The following is a 15,174-nucleotide window of genomic DNA, read 5'->3' as shown; positions in this document are numbered from 1 at the left end:
TGGGTACTCAGCGCAACATGCCGCTGCCGTAACCCTTCAGGTTGGCTTTCTTCATCAGGGATTCGTACTGGTGCGAAACGAGGTGCGATTGTACTTGGGACATGAAGTCCATCACAACCACGACCACGATCAGCAACGAGGTCCCGCCAAGGTAGAACGGAACGTTTGCTGCAACCACCAGGAACTGGGGCAACAAGCACACGGCCGTCATATATAGAGCACCGAACAGGGTCAAACGAGTCAGAACGCCATCAATGTAGCGCGCAGACTGCTCACCTGGACGAATACCCGGAATAAAGGCACCGGACTTCTTCAGGTTTTCCGCTACGTCTTTCGGATTGAACATCAACGCCGTATAGAAGAAGCAGAAGAAAATAATCCCTGCACTAAACAGCAGAATATTCAACGGCTGACCAGGAGCGATCGACTGAGAGAGGTCCTGCAGCCAGCCCATATTTTCAGACTGACCAAACCAGGTACCCAACGAAGCCGGAAACAGCAAAATGCTGCTCGCGAAAATTGCCGGAATAACACCGGCCATATTCACTTTCAGCGGCAAGTGGCTGGTCTGCGCAGCAAAAACCTTACGGCCCTGCTGACGCTTGGCGTAGTGAACAGCAATACGACGCTGGCCACGCTCAATGAACACCACAAAACCGATAATCGCTACTGCCAGCAAACCGATGGCAACCAGGGCAAAGATATTGATATCACCCTGACGTGCAGACTCGAAAGACTGCCCGATTGCTCTCGGAAGACCGGCGACGATACCTGCGAAAATCAACATCGAGATACCGTTACCAACACCACGCTCAGTAATCTGCTCACCCAGCCACATCATGAACATCGCACCAGCCACAAACGTGGATACCGCGACGAAATGGAAGCCAAAGTCACCAGTGAACGCAACACCCTGCCCCGCCAAGCCAACGGACATGCCGATAGCTTGAACCAGGGCAAGGATGACGGTGCCGTAGCGGGTGTACTGGCTAATCTTGCGACGGCCAGCTTCACCTTCCTTCTTCAACTGCTCCAGCTGCGGGCTGACGGCTGTCATCAATTGCATGATGATCGATGCCGAGATGTACGGCATGATCCCCAGTGCAAAAATGCTCATCCGTTCCAGCGCGCCGCCAGAAAACATGTTGAACAAGCTAAGAATGGTCCCCTCATTCTGTCGAAACAGGTCTGCGAGTCGGTCCGGGTTGATACCTGGAACCGGGATGTGTGCGCCTATTCGGTAGACGATAATCGCCAGGAACAGAAAACGCAGACGAGCCCAAAGTTCAGACATACCGCCTTTGCCGAGCGCTGAGAGAGCACCTTGCTTAGCCATTTATTCCTCGAACTTGCCGCCAGCTGCTTCGATAGCCGAACGCGCACCTTTGGTGGCGCCGATTCCCTTGCCGATAGTGACAGCGCGAGTCACTTCACCGGACAGCATGATTTTCACACGCTGTACGTTGACGTTGATCACGTTGGCATCTTTCAGGGTCTGCACAGTAACGATGTCGCCTTCCACTTTAGCCAGCTCGGACAGACGCACTTCTGCGCGGTCCATGGCCTTCAGGGAAACGAAACCGAACTTAGGCAGGCGACGATGCAGCGGCTGTTGACCGCCTTCAAAGCCTGGAGCGATGGTGCCACCGGAGCGGGAGGTCTGACCTTTGTGACCACGGCCACCAGTCTTACCCAAACCGCTACCGATACCACGGCCCGGACGATGCTTTTCGCGACGGGAACCCGGCGCTGGACTCAGATCATTGAGTTTCATCGATTAACCCTCGACACGCAGCATGTAGTAAGCCTTGTTGATCATCCCGCGATTCTCGGGAGTATCCTGGACTTCTACAGTGTGACCGATGCGACGCAGACCCAAACCCTTAACGCACAATTTGTGGTTAGGGATGCGGCCGGTCATGCTTTTGATCAGCGTTACTTTAACGGTAGCCATGATCAGAAGATCTCCTTGACGCTTTTGCCACGCTTGGCGGCAATGGATTCAGGAGATTGCATAGCTTTCAAACCTTTGAAAGTGGCGTGAACCACGTTTACCGGGTTAGTCGAGCCATAGCACTTGGCCAGAACGTTCTGAACGCCAGCAACTTCGAGGACAGCACGCATAGCGCCGCCAGCGATGATACCGGTACCTTCAGAAGCAGGCTGCATGTACACCTTCGAAGCGCCGTGAGCGGACTTCATTGCGTACTGCAGCGTGGTGCCGTTCAGATCAACTTGGATCATGTTGCGACGAGCAGCTTCCATTGCCTTCTGGATCGCAGCAGGCACTTCACGTGACTTGCCACGGCCGAAGCCAACGCGCCCTTTACCATCACCAACCACGGTCAACGCGGTGAAAGTGAAGATACGGCCGCCTTTAACGGTTTTGGCTACGCGGTTAACTTGAACCAGCTTCTCAATGTAGCCTTCGTCGCGCTTTTGGTCGTTATTTGACATAACTTAGAACTCCAGCCCAGCTTCACGAGCAGCATCAGCCAGCGCTTTAACGCGGCCATGGTACTTGAAGCCAGAGCGGTCGAAAGCCACTTGCGAGACGCCAGCGGCCTTAGCACGCGTAGCGACCAGCTGGCCAACCTTTGTGGCCGCGTCGATGTTGCCAGTGGCACCATCACGCAGTTCTTTATCCAAAGTCGAGGCGCTGGCCAGGACTTTGTTGCCGTCGGCCGAGATGACCTGGGCGTAGATGTGCTGCGACGAGCGGAACACGCAGAGACGCACGACTTCGAGTTCGTGCATTTTCAGGCGTGCTTTGCGAGCGCGACGCAGTCGAGTAACTTTTTTGTCGGTCATTTGCTATGCCCTACTTCTTCTTGGCTTCTTTACGACGGACGACTTCGTCCGCGTAGCGCACACCTTTGCCTTTGTACGGCTCTGGTGGACGGAAGTCGCGGATCTCAGCAGCCACTTGACCTACCAGTTGCTTATCGATGCCCTTGATCAGGATATCGGTCTGGCTAGGAGTCTCAGCGGTGATGCCTTCCGGCAGTTCGTAATCCACTGGGTGCGAGAAGCCAAGGGCCAGGTTCAAAACCGTGCCTTTTGCTTGCGCTTTGTAACCAACACCGACCAGCTGGAGCTTACGCTCGAAGCCTTGGCTTACGCCTTGGACCATGTTGTTTACCAACGCACGCGTGGTACCAGCCATTGCGCGAGTTTGTTGATCGCCATTGCGAGCAGCGAAACGCAGCTCACCAGCTTCTTCAACGATCTCAACGGACGAATGGATATTCAGTTCAAGAGTGCCCTTGGCACCCTTCACCGAAAGCTGTTGGCCTGCGAATTTGACTTCGACACCGGCTGGCAGCTTAACGGGGTTCTTAGCGACGCGAGACATGCTTATCCCCCCTTAGAACACAGTGCAAAGAACTTCGCCGCCGACACCGGCAGCGCGCGCAGCACGATCCGTCATCACACCTTTGTTGGTGGAGACGATAGACACGCCCAGACCGCCACGAACTTTCGGCAGATCTTCAGCGGACTTGTACTGACGCAGGCCTGGACGGCTAACGCGCTTCACTTCCTCGATGACCGAACGGCCTTCGAAGTACTTCAGCTCGATGGACAGCAGTGGTTTGATTTCGCTGCTGATCTGATAACCCGCAATGTAGCCTTCGTCTTTCAGGACTTTGGCAACAGCAACCTTCAACTTGGAAGATGGCATGCTTACGACGGACTTTTCAGCCATCTGGGCATTACGGATACGAGTTAGCATGTCCGCTAACGGGTCCTGCATACTCATGGGCTAGACGCTCCTAATACAAAAAAATTAGCCTTGCGGCTACATATGTCGCTGAGAATCTCCGGGTAAAAAACACGGGCTCAGGCGAGCCGCGTATTTTAGACACACTCCGGAAATGAAACAAGCCCCAAAAGGGGCTTGTTCCAGATTCAGGGTCACCGGCGGTCAGTATCTTTCGACTCAGACCACCTGGACGCTGAAAGTACTTACCAGCTGGCTTTAACCAGACCTGGTACGTCACCACGCATTGCCGCTTCACGCAGTTTGTTACGGCCGAGGCCGAACTTGCGGTAAACGCCGTGTGGACGACCGGTCAGGCGGCAGCGGTTACGCATGCGCGAGGCGCTTGCGTCACGTGGCTGCTTCTGCAGGGCAACTGTAGCTTCCCAACGCGCTTCTGGACTTGCGTTCAGATCAACGATGATTGCTTTCAGTGCTGCACGCTTCTTGGCGTACTTGGCAACCGTGAGCTGACGCTTCAGCTCGCGGTTTTTCATGCTCATCTTGGCCATGGTCCTACTCCAATCAGTTGCGGAACGGGAATTTGAAAGCACGCAACAGGGCGCGACCTTCATCATCGTTCTTGGCAGTGGTGGTCAGGGTGATGTCCAGACCGCGGAGAGCATCGATCTTGTCGTAGTCGATTTCCGGGAAGATGATCTGCTCTTTAACGCCCATGCTGTAGTTACCACGACCATCAAAGGACTTGGCATTCAGGCCGCGGAAGTCGCGAACCCGAGGCAGGGAGATCGACAGCAGACGATCCAGGAATTCGTACATACGCTCACGGCGCAGAGTCACTTTGACGCCGATCGGCCAACCTTCACGGACTTTAAAGCCAGCGATGGATTTCCGAGCGTAAGTCACAACGACTTTTTGACCGGTGATCTTTTCCAGGTCAGCAACAGCGTGCTCGATGACTTTTTTGTCGCCGATCGCTTCGCCCAGACCCATGTTCAGGGTGATTTTGGTAACGCGCGGAACTTCCATCACGTTCCCGAGCTTAAGTTCTTCCTTAAGCTTGGGGGCGATTTCCTTCCGGTAAATCTCTTGTAGTCGTGCCATGGTCTTATCTACCTAGCAGTGTTCAAGCATCAACCGCTTTTTGGGTCGACTTGAAGACACGAATTTTCTTACCGTCTTCTACTTTGAAACCAACGCGGTCAGCCTTGTTGGTTTCGCCGTTGAAGATGGCGACGTTAGAAGCGTGCAGTGGCGCTTCTTTCTCGACGATACCGCCCTGTACGCCCGACATCGGGTTAGGCTTGGTATGACGCTTGACCAGGTTCAGACCACCAACGACCAGACGGTCGTCAGCGAGAACCTTCAGCACCTTACCGCGCTTACCTTTGTCTTTGCCGGCGATCACGATGATCTCGTCGTCACGACGAATCTTTTGCATGTCGGATCTCCTTACAGCACTTCTGGGGCGAGCGAGACGATCTTCATGAACTTCTCAGTACGAAGTTCACGGGTCACTGGCCCAAAGATACGGGTGCCGATCGGCTCTTGCTTGTTGTTCAGAAGAACAGCAGCGTTGCCATCAAAGCGGATAATGGAGCCATCTGCACGGCGTACGCCGTGACGAGTGCGGACTACAACAGCAGTCATCACTTGGCCTTTTTTCACCTTACCGCGAGGAATTGCTTCCTTCACGGTAACTTTGATGATGTCACCGATACCAGCGTAACGACGATGGGAGCCACCCAGCACCTTGATGCACATAACACGGCGAGCGCCGCTGTTATCGGCCACATCGAGCATGGATTGAGTCTGAATCATATAATTTCTCCGACCCCTAGTCCTTAGACTTCCACAGCGCGTTCGAGAACATCAACCAGTGCCCAAGACTTGGTCTTGGCCAGCGGACGAGTTTCACGAATAGTGACTTTGTCGCCGATGTGGCACTGGTTGGTTTCGTCGTGCGCGTGCAGCTTAGTCGAACGCTTAACATATTTACCGTAGATCGGGTGCTTAACGCGACGCTCGATCAAAACGGTGATGGTTTTGTCCATCTTGTCGCTGACAACACGGCCAGTCAGCGTACGGACAGTCTTTTCGGCTTCAGCCATGATCACTTACCTGCCTGCTGGTTGAGCACAGTCTTCACGCGAGCGATGTCACGCTTAACTTGCGAGAGCAGATGAGACTGCCCCAACTGGCCAGTTGCTTTCTGCATGCGCAGATTGAACTGGTCGCGCAGCAGGCCGAGCAGTTGCTCGTTCAGCTGCTGTGCGGATTTTTCACGAAGTTCATTCGCTTTCATCACATCACCGTCCGTTTAACAAAGGCGGTGGCGAGCGGCAGCTTTGCAGCAGCCAGGGCAAAAGCCTCACGCGCCAGCTCTTCAGTTACACCCTCGATTTCATACAGGACTTTGCCTGGCTGAATCTGGGCTACCCAGTATTCCACGTTACCCTTACCTTTACCCATCCGAACCTCGAGAGGTTTTTTGGAGATCGGCTTGTCCGGGAATACACGGATCCAGATCTTGCCGCCACGTTTTACGTGACGGGTCAGTGCACGACGCGCTGACTCAATCTGACGAGCGGTGAGACGACCACGAGCTACAGACTTCAGCGCGAACTCGCCGAAGCTGACTTTGCTACCGCGCTGAGCCAGACCACGGTTGTGGCCTGTCATCTGCTTGCGGAACTTCGTACGCTTTGGTTGCAACATTTGGCGTACCCCTTACTTAGCAGCTTTTTTACGAGGCGCTGGTGCTTGTGGTTTCAGTTCTTCTTGGCGACCACCAATTACTTCGCCTTTGAAGATCCAAACCTTTACACCGATCACACCGTAAGTGGTGTGAGCTTCGTAGTTGGCATAGTCGATGTCGGCACGCAGGGTGTGCAGTGGCACACGACCTTCGCGATACCATTCAGTACGTGCGATTTCAGCACCGCCGAGACGACCGCTCACTTGGATTTTGATGCCTTTGGCACCAATGCGCATGGCGTTCTGTACGGCGCGCTTCATAGCGCGACGGAACATTACGCGACGCTCCAGCTGCTGAGCTACGCTCTGCGCAACCAGCATACCGTCGAGCTCCGGCTTGCGGATCTCTTCGATATTGATGTGCACAGGCACACCCATTTGCTTGGTCAGGTCCTGACGCAGTTTCTCAACATCTTCACCTTTCTTCCCGATAACGATACCTGGACGAGCGGTGTGGATGGTGATACGTGCAGTTTGCGCCGGACGATGGATATCGATACGGCTTACGGACGCGCTTTTTAGTTTGTCTTGGAGATACTCACGCACCTTCAGATCAGCGAACAAATAGTCCGCATAAGTCCGACCGTCTGCGTACCAGACGGAGGTGTGCTCCTTGACGATTCCCAGGCGAATGCCAATGGGATGTACTTTCTGACCCATCTCTTCGACTCCGTTACTTGTCAGCAACCTTGACAGTGATATGGCAAGACCGCTTGACGATGCGATCAGCACGGCCTTTGGCACGCGGCATGATGCGCTTCAGCGAACGCCCTTCGTTGACGAAAACGGTGCTGACCTTCAGGTCATCAACGTCTGCGCCTTCGTTATGCTCGGCGTTGGCTACGGCCGACTCCAGCACTTTCTTCATGATCTCGGCGGCTTTCTTACTGCTGAAAGCCAACAGGTTGAGCGCTTCGCCCACCTTCTTCCCGCGGATCTGGTCGGCGACCAAGCGGGCTTTCTGGGCGGAGATTCGAGCGCCCGACAACTTAGCGGCTACTTCCATTTCCTTACCCCTTAACGCTTGGCTTTCTTGTCTGCCACGTGCCCACGATAAGTGCGGGTACCGGCAAACTCGCCTAGTTTGTGGCCGACCATGTCTTCGTTAACGAGAACTGGGACGTGCAGACGACCGTTGTGTACAGCGATGGTCAGACCGACCATTTGTGGCAGGATCATCGAACGACGCGACCAGGTCTTAACTGGTTTGCGATCGTTCTTTTCCGCCGCCACTTCGATCTTCTTCAGTAGGTGAAGATCAATAAAAGGACCTTTTTTCAGAGAACGTGGCACTGTCGTATCCCTCTATTTACTTGCGACGACGGACGATCATTTTGTCGGTACGCTTATTACCACGAGTCTTCGCGCCCTTAGTCGGGAAGCCCCATGGCGATACCGGATGACGACCACCAGAGGTACGACCTTCACCACCACCGTGTGGGTGGTCAACCGGGTTCATGGCAACACCACGAACGGTTGGGCGAACGCCACGCCAGCGTTTGGCACCAGCTTTACCCAGCGAACGCAGGCTGTGCTCGGAGTTCGAGACTTCACCCAGGGTCGCGCGGCATTCAGCCAGCACTTTACGCATCTCACCAGAACGCAGACGCAGGGTCACGTAGACACCTTCACGAGCGATCAGCTGAGCCGAAGCACCAGCGGAACGAGCGATTTGCGCGCCTTTACCTGGCTTCAATTCGATGCCGTGTACGGTGCTACCAACTGGAATGTTACGCAGTTGCAGAGCGTTGCCCGGCTTGATCGGTGCCAAGGCACCTGCGATCAGCTGGTCGCCAGCACTCACGCCTTTAGGCGCGATGATGTAGCGACGCTCGCCATCTGCGTACAGCAGCAGAGCGATGTGAGCAGTACGGTTTGGATCGTATTCGATACGCTCGACAGTGGCAGCGATGCCATCTTTGTCATTGCGACGGAAATCGACCAGACGATAATGCTGCTTATGGCCACCACCAATGTGACGAGTGGTAATACGACCATTGTTGTTACGACCACCAGTCTTCGATTTCTTCTCGAGCAGCGGTGCGTGAGGAGCGCCTTTATGCAGCTCCTGGTTGACCACCTTGACCACAAAACGGCGGCCAGGGGAAGTCGGTTTGCATTTAACGATTGCCATGATGCACCCCTTCCTTACTCAGCACTGCTGCTGAAATCGAGATCTTGGCCTGGCTGAAGGGAGATAACTGCCTTCTTCCAGTCATTACGCTTGCCCAGACCGCGAGCAGTGCGCTTGCTCTTACCCAGAACATTCAGGGTAGTAACACGCTCAACTTTCACGCTGAACAGGCTTTCGACGGCCTTCTTGATTTCCAGCTTGGTTGCGTCAGTTGCAACCTTGAAAACGAACTGGCCTTTCTTGTCAGCCAGAACCGTAGCCTTTTCGGAAACGTGCGGGCCAAGCAGAACTTTAAATACGCGTTCCTGGTTCATCCCAGCAGCTCCTCGAATTTCTTCACGGCCGACACGGTGATCAACACCTTGTCGTATGCGATCAGACTAACTGGATCGGAACCTTGCACGTCACGTACATCAACGTGTGGCAGGTTGCGAGCAGCCAGGTACAGGTTCTGATCAACAGCTTCAGACACGATCAAAACGTCGGTCAGGCTCATGTTGTTCAGTTTGCCCAGCAGATCTTTGGTTTTTGGACTTTCAACAGCGAAGTCCTGAACCACGACCAGGCGATCAGTACGCACGAGTTCAGCAAGGATGGAGCGCAGTGCTGCGCGATACATCTTCTTGTTGAGCTTCTGAGAGTGATCCTGTGGACGAGCTGCGAAAGTGGTACCGCCGCCGCGCCAGATTGGGCTACGGATAGTACCGGCACGAGCACGGCCAGTACCTTTCTGACGCCAAGGGCGCTTACCGCCACCACGAACGTCGGAACGGGTCTTTTGCTGCTTGCTACCTTGACGGCCGCCGGCCATGTAGGCCACGACTGCTTGGTGAACCAGCGTCTCGTTGAATTCGCCGCCAAATGTCAGTTCGGAAACTTCGATCGCTTGAGCGTCATTTACATTTAATTGCATGTCAGCTTCCCCTTAACCGCGAGCCTTGGCCGCTGGACGTACAACCAGGTTGCCGCCAGTAGCGCCAGGAACAGCACCCTTGACCAACAACAGATTGCGTTCAGCGTCGACGCGCACTACTTCGAGGGACTGCACGGTCACGCGCTCAGCGCCCATATGACCGGACATTTTTTTGCCCTTGAATACACGACCAGGAGTCTGGCACTGGCCAATAGAGCCCGGGACGCGGTGGGAAACGGAGTTACCGTGAGTGTTGTCTTGACCACGGAAATTCCAACGCTTGATCGTACCCTGGAAGCCTTTACCCTTGGACTGACCGGTTACATCAACCAGTTGACCAGCGGCGAAGATTTCAGCGTTGATCAGATCGCCAGCCTGGTAGTCGCCTTCTTCAAGACGGAACTCCATGACAGTACGACCAGCTGCAACGTTTGCTTTAGCGAAGTGACCTGCTTGAGCAGCAGTCACACGCGAAGCGCGACGCTCGCCGACAGTGACTTGCACTGCACGATAGCCATCGGTTTCTTCAGTTTTGAACTGGGTGACGCGATTCGGCTCGATCTCAATGACCGTAACCGGAATGGAGACACCTTCTTCGGTGAAAATACGGGTCATACCGCATTTACGACCGACTACACCAATAGTCATGTTGTAAACCTCATGAGTGTACGGGGCTTTCACCCGCTATGGCCGCCCATTTCAGAGCGTTACACGACTAAGACCCAAGTCTTAGCCGAGGCTGATCTGCACTTCCACACCGGCCGCAAGATCAAGCTTCATAAGTGCATCAACGGTTTTATCCGTTGGCTGGACGATGTCCAGTACGCGCTTATGAGTACGGATCTCGTACTGGTCACGCGCGTCTTTGTTGACGTGCGGGGAGACCAGAACGGTGAACCGCTCTTTACGGGTAGGCAGTGGAATTGGACCACGCACTTGAGCACCAGTACGTTTCGCGGTTTCCACGATTTCCTGGGTGGATTGGTCGATCAGGCGATGGTCAAAAGCCTTCAACCTGATACGGATTTGCTGATTTTGCATTGGATTTCAGACTCCGGCTGCTATTCCCAGCGAGCGCAATACGCCCGTTAAAAGGAGGCGCAATTCTATAGACGCCCCAGATAGGTGTCAACCCAATAAAAAAGCCCCCGCTGAGCGGGGGCTTTTCAAAGCATCGAAGCTATCTCAGAAGAGACGCTTACTCGATGATTTTAGCTACAACACCAGCACCAACGGTACGGCCACCTTCACGGATAGCGAAGCGCAGACCGTCTTCCATTGCGATGGTTTTGATCAGGGTAACTTCCATTTGGATGTTATCGCCTGGCATTACCATTTCAACGCCTTCTGGCAGCTGGCAGTTACCAGTCACGTCAGTAGTACGGAAGTAGAACTGTGGACGGTAGCCTTTGAAGAACGGAGTGTGACGACCGCCTTCTTCCTTGCTCAGAACATAAACTTCTGCGGTGAACTTGGTGTGCGGCTTAACCGAACCCGGCTTAACCAGAACCTGACCACGCTCAACGTCGTCACGCTTGGTACCACGCAGCAGAACGCCGCAGTTCTCGCCAGCACGACCTTCGTCAAGCAGCTTGCGGAACATCTCAACACCGGTGCAGGTGGTGGTGGTGGTGTCACGCAGACCAACGATTTCCAGCGGATCTTGAACGCGAACGATACCGCGCTCGATACGACCAGTCACAACAGTACCACGACCGGAGATCGAGAATACGTCTTCGATTGGCATCAGGAACGGCTTGTCGGTCAGACGAACTGGTTCTGGGATGTAGCTGTCCAGGGTTTCAACCAGTTTACGAACGGCAGTGGTGCCCATTTCGTTATCGTCTTTACCTTCCAGCGCCATACGAGCAGAACCGATGATGATCGGAGTGTCGTCGCCTGGGAAGTCGTAAGTGCTCAGCAGATCGCGCACTTCCATCTCAACCAGTTCCAGCAGCTCAGCGTCGTCTACCAGGTCAGCCTTGTTCAGGAAAACCACGATGTACGGAACGCCTACCTGACGGGACAGGAGGATGTGCTCACGGGTTTGTGGCATCGGACCATCAGCGGCCGAGCAAACCAGGATCGCGCCGTCCATCTGGGCAGCACCGGTGATCATGTTCTTCACATAGTCAGCGTGACCTGGGCAGTCAACGTGAGCGTAGTGACGGATCTTCGAGTTGTACTCGACGTGCGCGGTGTTGATGGTGATACCACGAGCTTTTTCTTCTGGAGCGCTGTCGATTTTATCGAAATCAACGACTGCAGAACCGAAAACCTCGGAGCAGACGCGAGTCAGAGCTGCGGTCAGAGTGGTTTTACCGTGGTCAACGTGACCGATAGTGCCAACGTTGACGTGCGGTAGGGAACGATCAAATTTTTCTTTAGCCACGACAATTAACTCCTTGCCTAAAGGACTGAATCAGCCTTGTTTTTTGGATACAGTTTCAGCGATGTGCGCCGGAGCTGTGTTGTATTTTTTGAATTCCATAGAGTAGCTTGCGCGACCCTGGGACATGGAACGAACGTCGGTCGCATAACCGAACATCTCACCCAACGGAACCTCGGCGCGAATCACTTTGCCGGAAACCGTGTCTTCCATACCCAAGATCATGCCGCGACGACGGTTAAGGTCGCCCATGACATCACCCATATAGTCTTCAGGTGTAACAACTTCTACCGCCATGATTGGCTCAAGCAACTCACCACCGCCCTTCTGGGCCAGTTGCTTGGTTGCCATGGAAGCAGCCACCTTAAACGCCATCTCGTTGGAGTCGACGTCGTGGTAAGAACCGTCAAAAACGGTTGCTTTCAGGCCGATCAGCGGATAGCCGGCAACAACACCGTTCTTCATCTGCTCTTCGATACCCTTCTGGATAGCAGGGATGTATTCCTTAGGAACAACACCACCTACTACTTCGTTCACGAATTGCAGACCTTCCTGACCTTCGTCAGCAGGAGCAAAACGGATCCAGCAGTGACCGAACTGACCACGACCGCCGGACTGACGAACGAACTTGCCTTCGATTTCACAGTTCTTCGTGATGCGCTCACGATAGGAAACCTGAGGCTTACCGATGTTGGCTTCGACGTTGAACTCACGGCGCATCCGGTCAACCAGGATGTCCAGGTGCAACTCGCCCATGCCAGAGATGATCGTTTGACCAGTCTCTTCATCAGTTTTGACGCGGAAAGATGGATCTTCCTGAGCAAGCTTGCCCAGAGCGATACCCATTTTTTCCTGGTCATCCTTGGTCTTAGGCTCTACGGCAACCGAAATAACCGGCTCCGGGAAGTCCATGCGAACCAGGATGATTGGCTTGGCAGCGTCGCACAAAGTCTCACCAGTGGTGACGTCCTTCATGCCGATCAAGGCCGCGATGTCACCAGCGCGCACTTCCTTAATCTCTTCACGGGCGTTTGCGTGCATTTGCACCATACGACCCACACGCTCTTTCTTGCCTTTGACCGAGTTGATCACGCCGTCGCCGGAGGCCAACACGCCCGAGTAAACACGGACGAAGGTCAGAGTACCCACGAATGGGTCGGTAGCGATCTTGAACGCCAGAGCCGAGAACGGCTCGCTGTCGTCAGCATGACGCTCCATCTCTTCTTCCTCGTTATCAGGGTTGGTACCCTTGATAGCAGGAATGTCGGTTGGAGCAGGCAGGTAGTCGATCACGGCGTCGAGAACCAGGGGAACACCTTTGTTCTTGAAGGAAGAACCGCAAACAGCCAAGACGATCTCACCAGCGATAGTACGCTGACGCAGAGCGGCCTTGATTTCCACGTTGGTGAGTTCTTCACCTTCGAGGTACTTGTTCATCAGCTCTTCGCTGGCTTCGGCGGCAGCCTCAACCATGTTGTTGCGCCACTCGTCAGCCAGTTCCTGCAACTCTGCAGGGATAGGCTTGCGAACAGGAACCATACCTTTGTCAGCGTCATTCCAGTAGACCGCTTCCATGTTGACCAGATCGATCTGACCTTGGAAGTTGTCTTCGGAACCGATAGCCAATTGGATTGGCACCGGAGTATGACCCAGACGCTGCTTGATCTGACCGATCACGCGCAGGAAGTTGGCACCAGCACGGTCCATCTTGTTTACGTAAACAAGACGTGGAACGCCGTATTTGTTGGCTTGACGCCACACGGTTTCCGACTGAGGCTCGACACCCGAGGTACCGCAGAACACAACGACAGCGCCGTCGAGTACGCGCAGGGAACGCTCAACTTCAATAGTGAAGTCTACGTGGCCTGGGGTATCGATAACGTTGAAGCGGTGCTCGTCTTTGTACTGCTTCTCGGAACCTTTCCAGAAGGCGGTAATAGCAGCAGAAGTAATGGTAATACCACGCTCCTGCTCCTGAACCATCCAGTCTGTGGTCGCGGCGCCGTCATGCACCTCGCCCATTTTGTGACTTTTGCCGGTGTAAAACAGTACGCGCTCAGTGGTGGTGGTTTTACCAGCATCCACGTGAGCAACGATACCGATGTTACGGTAGCGGCTAATCGGAGTAGTACGAGCCATAAAGCCCTCGCAAAATTAGTGAAGCTAAGATTAGAAGCGGTAGTGCGAGAAAGCTTTGTTAGCTTCAGCCATACGGTGCACGTCTTCACGCTTCTTAACAGCAGCACCTTTACCTTCAGCAGCGTCCAACAGTTCGCCGGCCAAACGCAGAGCCATAGACTTCTCGCCGCGCTTACGGGCGAAGTCTACCAACCAGCGCATTGCCAGGGCGTTACGACGGGACGGACGAACTTCGACCGGAACCTGGTAAGTAGCACCGCCTACACGGCGCGACTTCACTTCGACCAGCGGAGCGATGGCGTCGAGAGCTTTCTCGAAGATTTCCAGGGGGTCGCTGTTCTTGCGCTCTTTAACCTTTTCCAGCGCGCCATAAACGATACGCTCGGCAACGGCTTTCTTGCCGCTTTCCATCACGTGGTTCATGAACTTGGCCAGAATTTGGCTTCCGTATTTTGGATCGTCAAGCACTTCGCGCTTGGCTGCTACGCGTCTTCTTGGCATGGATAAGCCCTCAAACGGTCTTCAGGTTCGCTCGGAATCGGTGCCCTTTCGGGACGCCTCCGACCTTACTCTTATCGACTCAGAAAATAAGATGATTCAGTTTTACAAAAAGCCGCTACTACTTAGGCTTCTTGGTACCGTACTTCGAACGACCTTGGTTACGACCTTTAACGCCGGAAGTATCCAAGGAGCCGCGTACGGTGTGATAACGAACACCTGGCAAGTCTTTTACACGACCGCCGCGGATCAGTACCACGCTGTGCTCTTGCAGGTTGTGGCCTTCACCGCCGATGTACGAGGAAACCTCGAAACCGTTGGTCAGGCGCACACGGCATACTTTACGCAGTGCCGAGTTAGGTTTTTTCGGCGTGGTGGTATACACACGAGTGCATACGCCACGACGTTGCGGGCAGTTCTGCAGCGCAGGCACGTCGGATTTCTCGACGATACGCTTACGCGGCTGACGTACCAGCTGGTTGATAGTTGCCATCTACTAGCTCCACTGTTGTCTTGCGACGCTATTGTCTTGCAAGAAAAGCAAAATGGCAGGAACGAATTCCCGCCAAATTTAGGGGTACAAGAGTCTAAAGAGGATCTTGCCCCCAGTCAAGGCAAGGCCC

Annotated in this window: 26 protein-coding genes; all 26 read right to left on the bottom strand. The window is 54.2% G+C overall.

Going from position 1 to position 15,174, the window contains the following annotated elements; genetic code table 11:
- Positions 1 to 7: 7 nt before the first annotated feature.
- Entirely contained in the window at positions 8 to 1,336 is a 1,329-nt protein-coding gene (secY, locus tag AB1462_RS29690; RefSeq protein WP_003176406.1) for a preprotein translocase subunit SecY, read from the bottom strand.
- The gene (gene rplO / locus AB1462_RS29685; RefSeq protein WP_003176407.1) at positions 1,337 to 1,774 is read right to left on the bottom strand and encodes a 50S ribosomal protein L15; all 438 of its coding nucleotides are present in this window, start codon (positions 1,772 to 1,774) and stop codon (positions 1,337 to 1,339) included. It lies immediately after the preceding gene.
- Positions 1,775 to 1,777: 3 nt separating this feature from the next.
- On the bottom strand, positions 1,778 to 1,954 hold the full coding sequence (rpmD, locus tag AB1462_RS29680) for a 50S ribosomal protein L30 (protein ID WP_003176408.1): 177 nt from the start codon (positions 1,952 to 1,954) through the stop codon (positions 1,778 to 1,780).
- 2 nt (positions 1,955 to 1,956) lie between these two features.
- Entirely contained in the window at positions 1,957 to 2,457 is a 501-nt protein-coding gene (rpsE, locus tag AB1462_RS29675; RefSeq protein WP_003186035.1) for a 30S ribosomal protein S5, read from the bottom strand.
- Positions 2,458 to 2,460: 3 nt separating this feature from the next.
- Complete coding sequence (rplR, locus tag AB1462_RS29670; RefSeq protein ID WP_003186037.1) at positions 2,461 to 2,811, bottom strand: 50S ribosomal protein L18; 351 nt, start codon at positions 2,809 to 2,811, stop codon at positions 2,461 to 2,463.
- 10 nt (positions 2,812 to 2,821) lie between these two features.
- Complete coding sequence (gene rplF, locus AB1462_RS29665) at positions 2,822 to 3,355, bottom strand: 50S ribosomal protein L6 (protein WP_003176412.1); 534 nt, start codon at positions 3,353 to 3,355, stop codon at positions 2,822 to 2,824.
- Positions 3,356 to 3,367: 12 nt separating this feature from the next.
- Positions 3,368 to 3,760, bottom strand: coding sequence for a 30S ribosomal protein S8 (rpsH, locus tag AB1462_RS29660; protein WP_003176413.1), 393 nt, complete (start codon positions 3,758 to 3,760; stop codon positions 3,368 to 3,370).
- Positions 3,761 to 3,966: 206 nt separating this feature from the next.
- Positions 3,967 to 4,272: a 30S ribosomal protein S14 gene (rpsN, locus tag AB1462_RS29655; RefSeq protein ID WP_003176414.1), complete on the bottom strand. Its 306-nt coding sequence runs from the start codon at positions 4,270 to 4,272 to the stop codon at positions 3,967 to 3,969.
- A 13-nt stretch (positions 4,273 to 4,285) separates the two neighbouring features.
- Positions 4,286 to 4,825: a 50S ribosomal protein L5 gene (gene rplE, locus AB1462_RS29650; RefSeq protein ID WP_003194642.1), complete on the bottom strand. Its 540-nt coding sequence runs from the start codon at positions 4,823 to 4,825 to the stop codon at positions 4,286 to 4,288.
- Positions 4,826 to 4,847: 22 nt separating this feature from the next.
- Complete coding sequence (gene rplX / locus AB1462_RS29645) at positions 4,848 to 5,162, bottom strand: 50S ribosomal protein L24 (protein WP_007896770.1); 315 nt, start codon at positions 5,160 to 5,162, stop codon at positions 4,848 to 4,850.
- A gap of 11 nt (positions 5,163 to 5,173) precedes the next feature.
- Positions 5,174 to 5,542, bottom strand: coding sequence for a 50S ribosomal protein L14 (gene rplN / locus AB1462_RS29640; RefSeq protein WP_002555479.1), 369 nt, complete (start codon positions 5,540 to 5,542; stop codon positions 5,174 to 5,176).
- A 23-nt stretch (positions 5,543 to 5,565) separates the two neighbouring features.
- Positions 5,566 to 5,832: a 30S ribosomal protein S17 gene (rpsQ, locus tag AB1462_RS29635; RefSeq protein WP_003176419.1), complete on the bottom strand. Its 267-nt coding sequence runs from the start codon at positions 5,830 to 5,832 to the stop codon at positions 5,566 to 5,568.
- 2 nt (positions 5,833 to 5,834) lie between these two features.
- A complete protein-coding gene (gene rpmC, locus AB1462_RS29630; protein WP_002555481.1) occupies positions 5,835 to 6,026 on the bottom strand; it encodes a 50S ribosomal protein L29 in 192 nt (63 codons plus the stop codon).
- Positions 6,026 to 6,439 (bottom strand): 50S ribosomal protein L16, encoded by a 414-nt coding sequence (gene rplP, locus AB1462_RS29625; RefSeq protein ID WP_003232424.1) that lies wholly within the window; start codon positions 6,437 to 6,439, stop codon positions 6,026 to 6,028. The genes rpmC and rplP overlap by 1 nt, the downstream gene beginning before the upstream one ends.
- A 12-nt stretch (positions 6,440 to 6,451) precedes the next feature.
- Positions 6,452 to 7,138, bottom strand: a complete 687-nt coding sequence (gene rpsC / locus AB1462_RS29620; RefSeq protein WP_003176422.1) for a 30S ribosomal protein S3 — start codon at positions 7,136 to 7,138, stop codon at positions 6,452 to 6,454.
- Between the two features lie 13 nt (positions 7,139 to 7,151).
- The gene (rplV, locus tag AB1462_RS29615) at positions 7,152 to 7,484 is read right to left on the bottom strand and encodes a 50S ribosomal protein L22 (protein ID WP_003103908.1); all 333 of its coding nucleotides are present in this window, start codon (positions 7,482 to 7,484) and stop codon (positions 7,152 to 7,154) included.
- Positions 7,485 to 7,495: 11 nt separating this feature from the next.
- Positions 7,496 to 7,771: a 30S ribosomal protein S19 gene (rpsS, locus tag AB1462_RS29610; protein ID WP_003232420.1), complete on the bottom strand. Its 276-nt coding sequence runs from the start codon at positions 7,769 to 7,771 to the stop codon at positions 7,496 to 7,498.
- 16 nt (positions 7,772 to 7,787) lie between these two features.
- Positions 7,788 to 8,612 (bottom strand): 50S ribosomal protein L2, encoded by an 825-nt coding sequence (gene rplB / locus AB1462_RS29605; protein WP_003210080.1) that lies wholly within the window; start codon positions 8,610 to 8,612, stop codon positions 7,788 to 7,790.
- A gap of 14 nt (positions 8,613 to 8,626) precedes the next feature.
- Positions 8,627 to 8,926: a 50S ribosomal protein L23 gene (rplW, locus tag AB1462_RS29600; protein WP_002555488.1), complete on the bottom strand. Its 300-nt coding sequence runs from the start codon at positions 8,924 to 8,926 to the stop codon at positions 8,627 to 8,629.
- The gene (gene rplD, locus AB1462_RS29595; RefSeq protein ID WP_003176424.1) at positions 8,923 to 9,525 is read right to left on the bottom strand and encodes a 50S ribosomal protein L4; all 603 of its coding nucleotides are present in this window, start codon (positions 9,523 to 9,525) and stop codon (positions 8,923 to 8,925) included. The genes rplW and rplD overlap by 4 nt, the downstream gene beginning before the upstream one ends.
- Positions 9,526 to 9,537: 12 nt before the next feature.
- Complete coding sequence (gene rplC / locus AB1462_RS29590) at positions 9,538 to 10,173, bottom strand: 50S ribosomal protein L3 (protein ID WP_007253310.1); 636 nt, start codon at positions 10,171 to 10,173, stop codon at positions 9,538 to 9,540.
- 81 nt (positions 10,174 to 10,254) lie between these two features.
- Positions 10,255 to 10,566 (bottom strand): 30S ribosomal protein S10, encoded by a 312-nt coding sequence (gene rpsJ, locus AB1462_RS29585; protein WP_003186070.1) that lies wholly within the window; start codon positions 10,564 to 10,566, stop codon positions 10,255 to 10,257.
- A 157-nt stretch (positions 10,567 to 10,723) separates the two neighbouring features.
- Positions 10,724 to 11,917, bottom strand: coding sequence for an elongation factor Tu (gene tuf, locus AB1462_RS29580; RefSeq protein ID WP_090401842.1), 1,194 nt, complete (start codon positions 11,915 to 11,917; stop codon positions 10,724 to 10,726).
- A 30-nt stretch (positions 11,918 to 11,947) separates the two neighbouring features.
- Positions 11,948 to 14,053, bottom strand: coding sequence for an elongation factor G (gene fusA, locus AB1462_RS29575; protein ID WP_090401841.1), 2,106 nt, complete (start codon positions 14,051 to 14,053; stop codon positions 11,948 to 11,950).
- 30 nt (positions 14,054 to 14,083) lie between these two features.
- Positions 14,084 to 14,554 carry a 30S ribosomal protein S7 gene (gene rpsG / locus AB1462_RS29570; protein ID WP_002555493.1) on the bottom strand — a complete coding sequence of 157 codons (471 nt, stop codon included), beginning with the start codon at positions 14,552 to 14,554 and terminating at the stop codon, positions 14,084 to 14,086.
- Between the two features lie 118 nt (positions 14,555 to 14,672).
- Positions 14,673 to 15,044, bottom strand: coding sequence for a 30S ribosomal protein S12 (gene rpsL / locus AB1462_RS29565; RefSeq protein ID WP_002555494.1), 372 nt, complete (start codon positions 15,042 to 15,044; stop codon positions 14,673 to 14,675).
- Positions 15,045 to 15,174 lie beyond the last annotated feature (130 nt).

It is taken from the genome of Pseudomonas sp. SB113 (assembly GCF_040754745.1).
Taxonomy (GTDB): Bacteria; Pseudomonadota; Gammaproteobacteria; order Pseudomonadales; family Pseudomonadaceae; genus Aquipseudomonas; species Aquipseudomonas grimontii.
This window is presented reverse-complemented; position numbering and strand designations above follow the sequence as displayed.

Bases quoted from the DNA above. Each gene is read 5' to 3' on its own strand.
- rplW (WP_002555488.1), bottom strand. From the start codon at position 8,926: ATGAACCAGGAACGCGTATTTAAAGTTCTGCTTGGCCCGCACGTTTCC.
- rpmD (WP_003176408.1), bottom strand. From the start codon at position 1,954: ATGGCTACCGTTAAAGTAACGCTGATCAAAAGCATGACCGGCCGCATC.
- rpsN (WP_003176414.1), bottom strand. From the start codon at position 4,272: ATGGCCAAGATGAGCATGAAAAACCGCGAGCTGAAGCGTCAGCTCACG.
- secY (WP_003176406.1), bottom strand. From the start codon at position 1,336: ATGGCTAAGCAAGGTGCTCTCTCAGCGCTCGGCAAAGGCGGTATGTCT.
- fusA (WP_090401841.1), bottom strand. From the start codon at position 14,053: ATGGCTCGTACTACTCCGATTAGCCGCTACCGTAACATCGGTATCGTT.
- rpsE (WP_003186035.1), bottom strand. From the start codon at position 2,457: ATGTCAAATAACGACCAAAAGCGCGACGAAGGCTACATTGAGAAGCTG.
- rplO (WP_003176407.1), bottom strand. From the start codon at position 1,774: ATGAAACTCAATGATCTGAGTCCAGCGCCGGGTTCCCGTCGCGAAAAG.
- rplN (WP_002555479.1), bottom strand. From the start codon at position 5,542: ATGATTCAGACTCAATCCATGCTCGATGTGGCCGATAACAGCGGCGCT.
- rplX (WP_007896770.1), bottom strand. From the start codon at position 5,162: ATGCAAAAGATTCGTCGTGACGACGAGATCATCGTGATCGCCGGCAAA.
- rplF (WP_003176412.1), bottom strand. From the start codon at position 3,355: ATGTCTCGCGTCGCTAAGAACCCCGTTAAGCTGCCAGCCGGTGTCGAA.
- rplV (WP_003103908.1), bottom strand. From the start codon at position 7,484: ATGGAAGTAGCCGCTAAGTTGTCGGGCGCTCGAATCTCCGCCCAGAAA.
- rpsC (WP_003176422.1), bottom strand. From the start codon at position 7,138: ATGGGTCAGAAAGTACATCCCATTGGCATTCGCCTGGGAATCGTCAAG.
- rplR (WP_003186037.1), bottom strand. From the start codon at position 2,811: ATGACCGACAAAAAAGTTACTCGACTGCGTCGCGCTCGCAAAGCACGC.
- rpsL (WP_002555494.1), bottom strand. From the start codon at position 15,044: ATGGCAACTATCAACCAGCTGGTACGTCAGCCGCGTAAGCGTATCGTC.
- rpsH (WP_003176413.1), bottom strand. From the start codon at position 3,760: ATGAGTATGCAGGACCCGTTAGCGGACATGCTAACTCGTATCCGTAAT.
- rplE (WP_003194642.1), bottom strand. From the start codon at position 4,825: ATGGCACGACTACAAGAGATTTACCGGAAGGAAATCGCCCCCAAGCTT.
- rpsJ (WP_003186070.1), bottom strand. From the start codon at position 10,566: ATGCAAAATCAGCAAATCCGTATCAGGTTGAAGGCTTTTGACCATCGC.
- rplD (WP_003176424.1), bottom strand. From the start codon at position 9,525: ATGCAATTAAATGTAAATGACGCTCAAGCGATCGAAGTTTCCGAACTG.
- rplB (WP_003210080.1), bottom strand. From the start codon at position 8,612: ATGGCAATCGTTAAATGCAAACCGACTTCCCCTGGCCGCCGTTTTGTG.
- rpsG (WP_002555493.1), bottom strand. From the start codon at position 14,554: ATGCCAAGAAGACGCGTAGCAGCCAAGCGCGAAGTGCTTGACGATCCA.
- rplC (WP_007253310.1), bottom strand. From the start codon at position 10,173: ATGACTATTGGTGTAGTCGGTCGTAAATGCGGTATGACCCGTATTTTC.
- rpmC (WP_002555481.1), bottom strand. From the start codon at position 6,026: ATGAAAGCGAATGAACTTCGTGAAAAATCCGCACAGCAGCTGAACGAG.
- rpsQ (WP_003176419.1), bottom strand. From the start codon at position 5,832: ATGGCTGAAGCCGAAAAGACTGTCCGTACGCTGACTGGCCGTGTTGTC.
- rplP (WP_003232424.1), bottom strand. From the start codon at position 6,439: ATGTTGCAACCAAAGCGTACGAAGTTCCGCAAGCAGATGACAGGCCAC.